Genomic DNA, 6,831 nt, shown 5'->3' with positions numbered 1-6,831 from the left:
AATCTGACATACAACTTCCTGCGTTACCTGCACTGCTCATCAAGGCTATCGCTGGCCGCCTGATCATCAGTTAGCTGGATAATCGCCCCGCCTTGAAGTTATGGATGTCAGTTATCTGGCAAATCTGCACGTGCAGAGGACGAGACTGTGTGTTCTCAAGGCTGCTTCGATAATCGCAATATTTCGAGGTTCCCTTAAGTCCGTGGCACGGGTCACATTTCCCACCGATGAAAAGGAGCCCCACGTTCTGTGCATCCCCTGCACCCGAACAACCATGGGGCTGGGTATTGGGTTGCCGGGGGCGCTCGGCTCTTGCCAGCGTCAGCATCGTCGGCAGAAGTGAATGGGGGTGTCCTGCATATCCGGTCAGTGCTTGCGGCCCCAGCAGATCAGCATCAGAACGCCCGCATAGGCCTCACCCCGGCGGTAGGCCTCGAGCCAGGGGAGGGACTCGGGGAGTTCGGCTGCGAGATCCCTGGCGGTGGCGTCGATTTCGAACAGCAGATCCGACTCGGCGAACCCGTGGGTGGGCAGCCACAATCCTTCCTGGCGGATGTCGCCCACCCCGGCGGCGGCCATGAGGCTCGACAGCTCGCGGCCGATCCACGGATTCTGGAACGAGCGAATCCAGTCGTGCTGGATCCGTTCGGTCACCGCGGTGTGGCGTCCGCCGAGCAGGAACGTGCCCCAGTCCGGCTCGGCGCAGAGCACCACCGCGCCCCGGCGGGCGACGCGGGCCATCTCCAGAACGATCCGGCCCGGGTCGGCGATGTGCTGGAGGGAGCGGTCGATCCGCACCGCGCCGAAGCTGCCGTCCGCGAACGGGAGCACCGCGGCGTCGGCCACGTTGAACTCGCAGCCGCTCCCAGCATGCCGCGACTGCGCCGCAGCGATGAGCGTCCGACTGCGGTCGACGCCCACGGCCCGTACGCCTCGCGCCTTCATCCGCACCACATCGTCGCCGAGTCCGCAGGCCACGTCGAGGGCGGAGGCTCCCGGTTCGAGCCCCAGAAGGTCGAGCGCGCGCGCCTTGTACGCCCGCCCAGCGGCCATCGACTGGAGACAGTCGAGACAGCGGATGATCTTGTCGGGAGCGGTCGCATCGACATCGCGGAACCCGACGGGCAGTGGGTCTGGGGCGGTGTCATTCATGGGAACGGGAGCAGCATCATCGACGCCTTACTTCTGAGTTGGGCGGAGTCGGAGTCATCCCTGTGGCGGCGGAACCACGCCCAACTGCATCATCAGTCCAAGTGTGTCCATGATGATGCGCGTGTCCTTAATTTTTCCGCCATCCAAGCGGTCGATCACCATGCCCCAGACCGTCACAGTTTGATCCGTGGCTGGCACGCCTAGAAATAACCCACGATGCGTACCTGTCCACTCAAAGCGTGACACCACCTTGTCGCCCTCAGCTATCTGTTCATGGACCGTCCAATGCATGTCAGGAAACGCCTCCAGCAAGCCACGCAATGCATCCTTCAACCCTTACACACCCGGCCCTTGACCAGGAAGCGGAACTTGCTCGACCATGTCTTCCCAGAAGAACTCCCCGGCAGCATCGACTTCTCCTCGGTTCAGAACCTTCTCAATAAACTGGAGGACAACGCTGCTGTTGGATTGCATGATCCCTTCCCTCCGGTTGAATTGTTGAATAGCGAGTTTAGACGCCCAACGCTGTCCCTGAATGGCAGGCATGGAGCCCTGCGGTGTCTCAGCAAAGAGCTGGTCTTGGCCTGTCCACTCGAGGGGTGTGTTCGAAGTGTTGCTTTTCCATAGGCAACGTCCGCAGACCTTCGCATCTGCTGCAGGATCCATAGCGATCACGGGCTGACCAAAGGAATCGTTTGCCTTCCATGGCGGCGGTAGATATGGAAGTCGCTATCGGTAGTGAGAAGCAATGGCGAGTCGTTCATCTCCGCCAGCCGAATCAAAGCAGTATCAGCTAGAGACGCAGGAACATTCTCATACCGCTTGAAGAGTGAACTAACAGAGCCGATCTGCTCCTGGAGCACGAAAGGCAATTGAACGACCCCTCGCTCAATGAACTGCAACGCCAAGGAAGGATCAAAACCGGAGCGCTTCAGCAGGAAGCAAGTCTCCGCAACGACAGCCTCACAGCTTAGCATTGGAGGCTGAAAACACCGAAACTGTTCAACAGCCCATCTATGGTGGGTGTCGTTGCGACTCAACAGGGCAACCCAAGGGCCTGTATCCAGTAGCACCGCCATAATCAGTTTGTACCGAAGTCAGACATGTAAGCAGGATTGGATGACAGATCTACTGGTCCATCTTCACAACAACCAACCAAATCGGCCAACAGATCAGCTGCGGATTGTGGTGCTGAGCCTTCCACACCCTGCTCTGAGGACTGGAGAAACGCCGTCAATGCTCGTCGAACCAACTCAGACTTGCTCAGCCGACGACGATGAGCCTGCTCTGTGAGCTGCGCATCAAGGGCTTCGCTCAACTTGAGTGAGATCACCGCCATGGCAAACACCCCGCCACTAGCCCATCATCCTACCAGCCGCCAAACGGTATTATGGCCATCGTTGGCGGGCTTTGCCCGGAATTGGCTGCAGGGTCTACTTATGCCAACAGCAGCGGCCTCCTCCACGGGAAATTTCTGCTCGCTCTTACCGATCCTTCGAACGCTGCCCCTGAGTGGCAGGCATCAAGTTTAATCGTGAGCAGTTAACCGCTGGTGGCCTGTCCACTCGAGGGGCTTGTTATATCTTGTCCCTGCTTTTGACACAAGCTTCGTTGAATAAAGATCCCAGCTCAGAAATGGCCACGTAATACTTCTCGAAATCAGCTCTTTGCCCATCAACTTGACCCAGAGCCTCTTCTATAGCCTTGACAGCCGGATCGCTAAGGATGCGGTCGTACGCATTTTCAGCTGTTAAGGGTTACCCCTTGGAATGTCTATGAGTCCAAGTCTTTCAAGATTTCTAAGATAGGCTCCAGTTAGTTCGCGATGATCACAGCCCGAGTCGTGGCCTATTGTTGTTACATATGAGTGAAGTGTTACCCCACCTTTCGATCCCCCAAGATCCTGGCGGATATCCACAACCGGGGCCGCTTTGGCAATCGCCAGGAATGACAAGATCTTTGCCTCGTCACCGCTCATGCTTCTAATAATCTCGACAAAGCCAGGGTGGGCGGTCTTAGCTGTTTTCTTATCCATGGATGTTGCAAGCAGATTTGCATATAGCTCTGCAAGCTCTTCCTTGTGGCCAGTGAATCTCAACGACTCGATTGCAGGACCAGCAACGGCAGGATCTGGAGTCCCGATGTCTTCAGGGGGCACATTCTCTAGCTTCTTGCTAACTTTAGCCTGAACATAGGCTTCAATCTGTTCCATGCCCCATACAAGTCCGCGAAGGGGCATTAAAGCTGCGTTAACTGTTTTGCCAACAGTTGCCAACGCCCTTCCGGCTTCTTGTGCCAACAGCTGAATAGCATCTTCATAGATAGGGACCTTGTCTATCAGGCCAGAGACAGCATTAATGGCCCCTTCCACCTTGGAGTCGTTGGTCATTTCAAGCAGAAGACTTTTGTGCTGAGAGTATCGCGTTCGAATTGTGGCGCGAAAGGGACGGAAAACCGAACACAGGAGCCAGTGAAGAAGAGGCTCACCTAAAATACCCCATCAGGAAGTCGAAATACTCATCTACGCCTGTACCCCCATAGATATAACAGTATTTCGATGGGGCCGGTATCCACCATTGATGGAGATCTGCAGCCGTATAAGAAGCCATCAAACCCATGCGCTTTTTCCTGAAACTTCTTCCAGCATATGGCTTTTGCAGAGATCGGCTCCTGGCAGCGGGGAAGATGGGCGGGTCCAATAACCAGATGTTCAAACAGTTACAAAAGGTCGACTGGTCTCCACGCACCACAGGGACCACGATTCAACACAAACGGGTCATCAACACCGGTCATCAACGAGGTCCTCATGTCGTTGTGCTTCAACAACTCCTGGATCGTGTCACTCCCCTTCACTCGCTTCAGAAGGTAATGGCTCAGAGAGTGACGGAAGCTGTGGCAGCTGGCCAAGATCGAACCAAAGGTTGAATCCACAGCCCGGATCTGGCTACTCGCCCGCCTGGAACAGCAGCAGGGTCTTGCCGCTGGCGTCCTGGAGCATCAGGCTGCGCTTGTCGATGCTCCAGCGGCGCACCAGAGCCAGGGCTTCGGTGTAGCGCCGCTCGATGGCCATCACTTCCGGGCCGCAGGCCATCCGGGTGCTGGCCAGCTGGGAGAACCGGATCGTTTCGCCCTCGAGGCTGAACCCGCCCATCAAGCGGTTGCAGCCACCGCTACCGGCCAGGCGCAGGTTCTCGGCAGACAGTTGCAGCTGGATCGCCCGGCCGGGGGGCTGCTGGGGGACGACAGTCTCCCCAGCGAGGGCCAGCAGCCGCCAGGTGGTCCCACGCAACGGAGCAACAAGCTGCCGGCGGGGTTGACCGCGACCCGACCTCTTCTGATCCATGGCGGGCTTGGGGCAACCCTGAGCGGGCGTGATCGTCCCGAATTTTTCCACCACCAGGGTGCGGCGTGGCGGCTGCCCCTCCTCCATCGACGGCCGCTGGGTGATCAGCCCCTGCAGCCCCACCAGCAGCGGCTGGCCGGGCTTGTCGGCGGAACGGGCCTGGAGATAGGCGCGCTGCAGGGCCAGGAAGTCGCCTTCCATCGCCACCGGCAGCCGCTGGCCGGTGGCGCAGAGCCGGATGCTGGCCGCATCGGCCATGTAGGTGAACATCCCTGTGAGCTGCAGGCGTGGGTCGATCGGCGCTGCCTGGGGCAGCCGCTTCAGCCGATCGTTCTGGGCGGAGCTGATCGGCGCACCATCCAGGTCGAGCTTGCGCAGCGCAGCACCAGCATCGAGCGGCTGCAGAAAGACGGGCGCCTCGCGGCCGCCCCGCAGCACCAGCCGCCCGGTGCCGGGCTCCAGGCGCCAGCGGCCGATGTCATCGAATGCATTCGGTTGGGGCCGGTTCAGAAAGGTCTGCCGCAGCTGGTAGGTGCCATCGGCGGCCAGATCCACATGCCAGCGGATTGCGCCGCCCGCACCGGGGATGTCCCCTTGCCAGCTGGCCGGCAGCGCACCGAAGGGAGCCGGGGGGGAGGTCTGCTGGGCCGCTGGGCCACTGCCCACCTTCTTCAGCAGCAGCTCCACCGGTTGGTTCCTGCCATCGAGCACCGGCGTGATCGTGTCGGTGGTGAACAGCAGCCGCCCCTGGTGCCGCACTGTGGCCCGCACCGTATAGCGGCCGCGGGGTGTCACGTCGCTGTCCTTATACGGAATCGAGAAACGGAACGGGGGCTGGCCGGCTGACTCGATCCGCTGGCGGCCGATCACCGTGGCGGGAGCATCGGCACGCGCGACATCCTCGATCACCACCTCGAACACCGCATCGGGCGGCAGGGCGATCCGCTCGCGGAAGGTGGCAGTGCCACTGACCGTGCCAGCCATCGCGGGGGCCGTCATCACCATGCTGCTGGCCATCAAGCTGCTCACCACAGCGACAGGCCAGCCCCACAGACGAAGCGAAATCGAGATCGGCACGATCGACGGAGCGTGGTTTTGGGGTGGACGGTACAGGCCGGCTGAGCCCCCCTTCAGAATGTTCCTCTGCGCCAAGCCCATCGGAGCGAGGAATTGGGCCGGATCCGGCCGATCGACGATCTGCGCAGTGCCGTGATCGTGCTGGTGGTGGCCCACCATGCCGCCCTGGCCTACATCCGCCACGCCCACCACGACCCGAAGCACTACATGAAGTCCACCGCCCCGGTGGTGGACCCCCAACGCTGGTGGCCCCTGGATGTACTGGTGAGCTGGAACGACCTGTACTTCATGGCTCTGCTGTTCCTGCTGTCAGGGCTGTTCGTGCTGCCGGCGCTCCGGCGCAAGGGCATCCGGCGCTTCCTGCTGGAGCGCGCTCAGCGGCTGGGACTGCCCTTCCTGGTGGCCGCCGGGCTGCTGAGCCCCCTGGCGTTCTATCCCTCCTGGCTGATGGGCGGTCAGAAGGCCGGGTTGCCCTTCTTGCAGCGCTACTACGGCATTGATGGCTGGTCACCGGGGCCCGCCTGGTTCCTGTGGCTGCTGCTGGCCTTCAGCCTGGGGGTCGTCCTGGCCTATGCCCTGGCCCCCGCCAGCCTGCGCCGCTGGAGCTGGCAGCCGCGCTCATCCGCACGGCTGCTGGCGGTCTGCCTGGCCACCAGCTGGATCGCCAGCGGCGCGATGGCACTGGTCGTGGGTGCCAACCACTGGTTCACCCTGGTGGGTCCGATGTCGGCCCAGACCTCGCGCCTGCTGCTCTACGCCGCCTGGTTCCTGCTGGGCGTGGCGCTGGGGGCGGGCAACCTGGAAGAAGCGCTCTCGATGACCCTGCTGCGGCCCTGGCGCCATTGGGCGGTAGTGGGCGCCCTCGCCTATCTGCTCACCGTGCTGCTCCAGGCCCAACCGGCCGGCCTGGCCGCTCAACCACCCTTCAGCCTGCGCCTGGCCCTTGCGTTCAGCAGTGCCGCCTGCGCCACGTTCACGATCCTGGCGGCTCTGGGCTTCGCCCGCCGCCATCTCGGCGCCCCCAGCCGGCTGGCCGAGAGCCTGAGGCAGAACTCCTACGGCATCTTCCTGCTGCATTACCCACTGGTCACCTGGAGCCAGTTCGCCCTGCTGGGCGCGCCGCTGCCCGCCGCACTCAAGTTCCTGGTCAGCTTCGGTGTGGCCCTGAGCGGGAGCTGGCTGCTCACGATCCTGCTGCGGCACACCCCGGTCGGACGGGTGATCTGATCGGCTGCGCCTGGCGGGGTTTCAGCAGCCCT

The 6,831-nt window shown here is 61.4% G+C and carries 8 protein-coding genes; 1 reads left to right on the top strand and 7 read right to left on the bottom strand.

Features of this window, described 5'->3' with window-relative positions:
* Window positions 1-366 precede the first annotated feature (366 nt).
* From KBY77_RS09295 to KBY77_RS09265, 7 genes are all read right to left on the bottom strand, one after another.
* Window positions 367-1,152: a methyltransferase domain-containing protein gene (locus tag KBY77_RS09295; RefSeq protein WP_255103513.1), complete on the bottom strand. Its 786-nt coding sequence runs from the start codon at window positions 1,150-1,152 to the stop codon at window positions 367-369.
* 54 nt (window positions 1,153-1,206) lie between these two features.
* Complete coding sequence (locus KBY77_RS09290) at window positions 1,207-1,485, bottom strand: ester cyclase (protein ID WP_255103510.1); 279 nt, start codon at window positions 1,483-1,485, stop codon at window positions 1,207-1,209.
* A 3-nt stretch (window positions 1,486-1,488) separates the two neighbouring features.
* Window positions 1,489-1,698 (bottom strand): LLM class flavin-dependent oxidoreductase, encoded by a 210-nt coding sequence (locus KBY77_RS09285; protein ID WP_255103507.1) that lies wholly within the window; start codon window positions 1,696-1,698, stop codon window positions 1,489-1,491.
* A 125-nt stretch (window positions 1,699-1,823) separates the two neighbouring features.
* Window positions 1,824-2,231 carry a type II toxin-antitoxin system VapC family toxin gene (locus KBY77_RS09280; RefSeq protein ID WP_255103504.1) on the bottom strand — a complete coding sequence of 136 codons (408 nt, stop codon included), beginning with the start codon at window positions 2,229-2,231 and terminating at the stop codon, window positions 1,824-1,826.
* Between the two features lie 2 nt (window positions 2,232-2,233).
* The gene (locus KBY77_RS09275; protein WP_255103501.1) at window positions 2,234-2,491 is read right to left on the bottom strand and encodes a ribbon-helix-helix protein, CopG family; all 258 of its coding nucleotides are present in this window, start codon (window positions 2,489-2,491) and stop codon (window positions 2,234-2,236) included.
* A gap of 411 nt (window positions 2,492-2,902) precedes the next feature.
* Window positions 2,903-3,541, bottom strand: coding sequence for a DUF4393 domain-containing protein (locus KBY77_RS09270; protein WP_255103499.1), 639 nt, complete (start codon window positions 3,539-3,541; stop codon window positions 2,903-2,905).
* A gap of 555 nt (window positions 3,542-4,096) precedes the next feature.
* Window positions 4,097-5,512 carry a YbaY family lipoprotein gene (locus KBY77_RS09265; protein ID WP_255103497.1) on the bottom strand — a complete coding sequence of 472 codons (1,416 nt, stop codon included), beginning with the start codon at window positions 5,510-5,512 and terminating at the stop codon, window positions 4,097-4,099.
* A 153-nt stretch (window positions 5,513-5,665) separates the two neighbouring features.
* Between KBY77_RS09265 and KBY77_RS09260 the strand changes: the two genes are divergently transcribed.
* On the top strand, window positions 5,666-6,799 hold the full coding sequence (locus tag KBY77_RS09260) for an acyltransferase family protein (protein ID WP_255103495.1): 1,134 nt from the start codon (window positions 5,666-5,668) through the stop codon (window positions 6,797-6,799).
* Window positions 6,800-6,831: the final 32 nt, after the last annotated feature.

It is taken from the genome of Synechococcus sp. Cruz-7E5, assembly GCF_024345995.1.
Taxonomy (GTDB): domain Bacteria; phylum Cyanobacteriota; class Cyanobacteriia; order PCC-6307; family Cyanobiaceae; genus Regnicoccus_A.
The sequence above is the reverse complement of the archived record's forward strand: the minus strand, read 5'-3'. Positions and strand labels throughout refer to the sequence as shown.

Coding starts and splice junctions, on each gene's coding strand:
- KBY77_RS09295 (WP_255103513.1), bottom strand. CDS start 1,152: ATGAATGACACCGCCCCAGACCCACTGCCCGTCGGGTTCCGCGATGTC.
- KBY77_RS09285 (WP_255103507.1), bottom strand. CDS start 1,698: ATGCCTGCCATTCAGGGACAGCGTTGGGCGTCTAAACTCGCTATTCAA.
- KBY77_RS09280 (WP_255103504.1), bottom strand. CDS start 2,231: ATGGCGGTGCTACTGGATACAGGCCCTTGGGTTGCCCTGTTGAGTCGC.
- KBY77_RS09275 (WP_255103501.1), bottom strand. CDS start 2,491: ATGGCGGTGATCTCACTCAAGTTGAGCGAAGCCCTTGATGCGCAGCTC.
- KBY77_RS09270 (WP_255103499.1), bottom strand. CDS start 3,541: ATGACCAACGACTCCAAGGTGGAAGGGGCCATTAATGCTGTCTCTGGC.
- KBY77_RS09265 (WP_255103497.1), bottom strand. CDS start 5,512: ATGGCCAGCAGCATGGTGATGACGGCCCCCGCGATGGCTGGCACGGTC.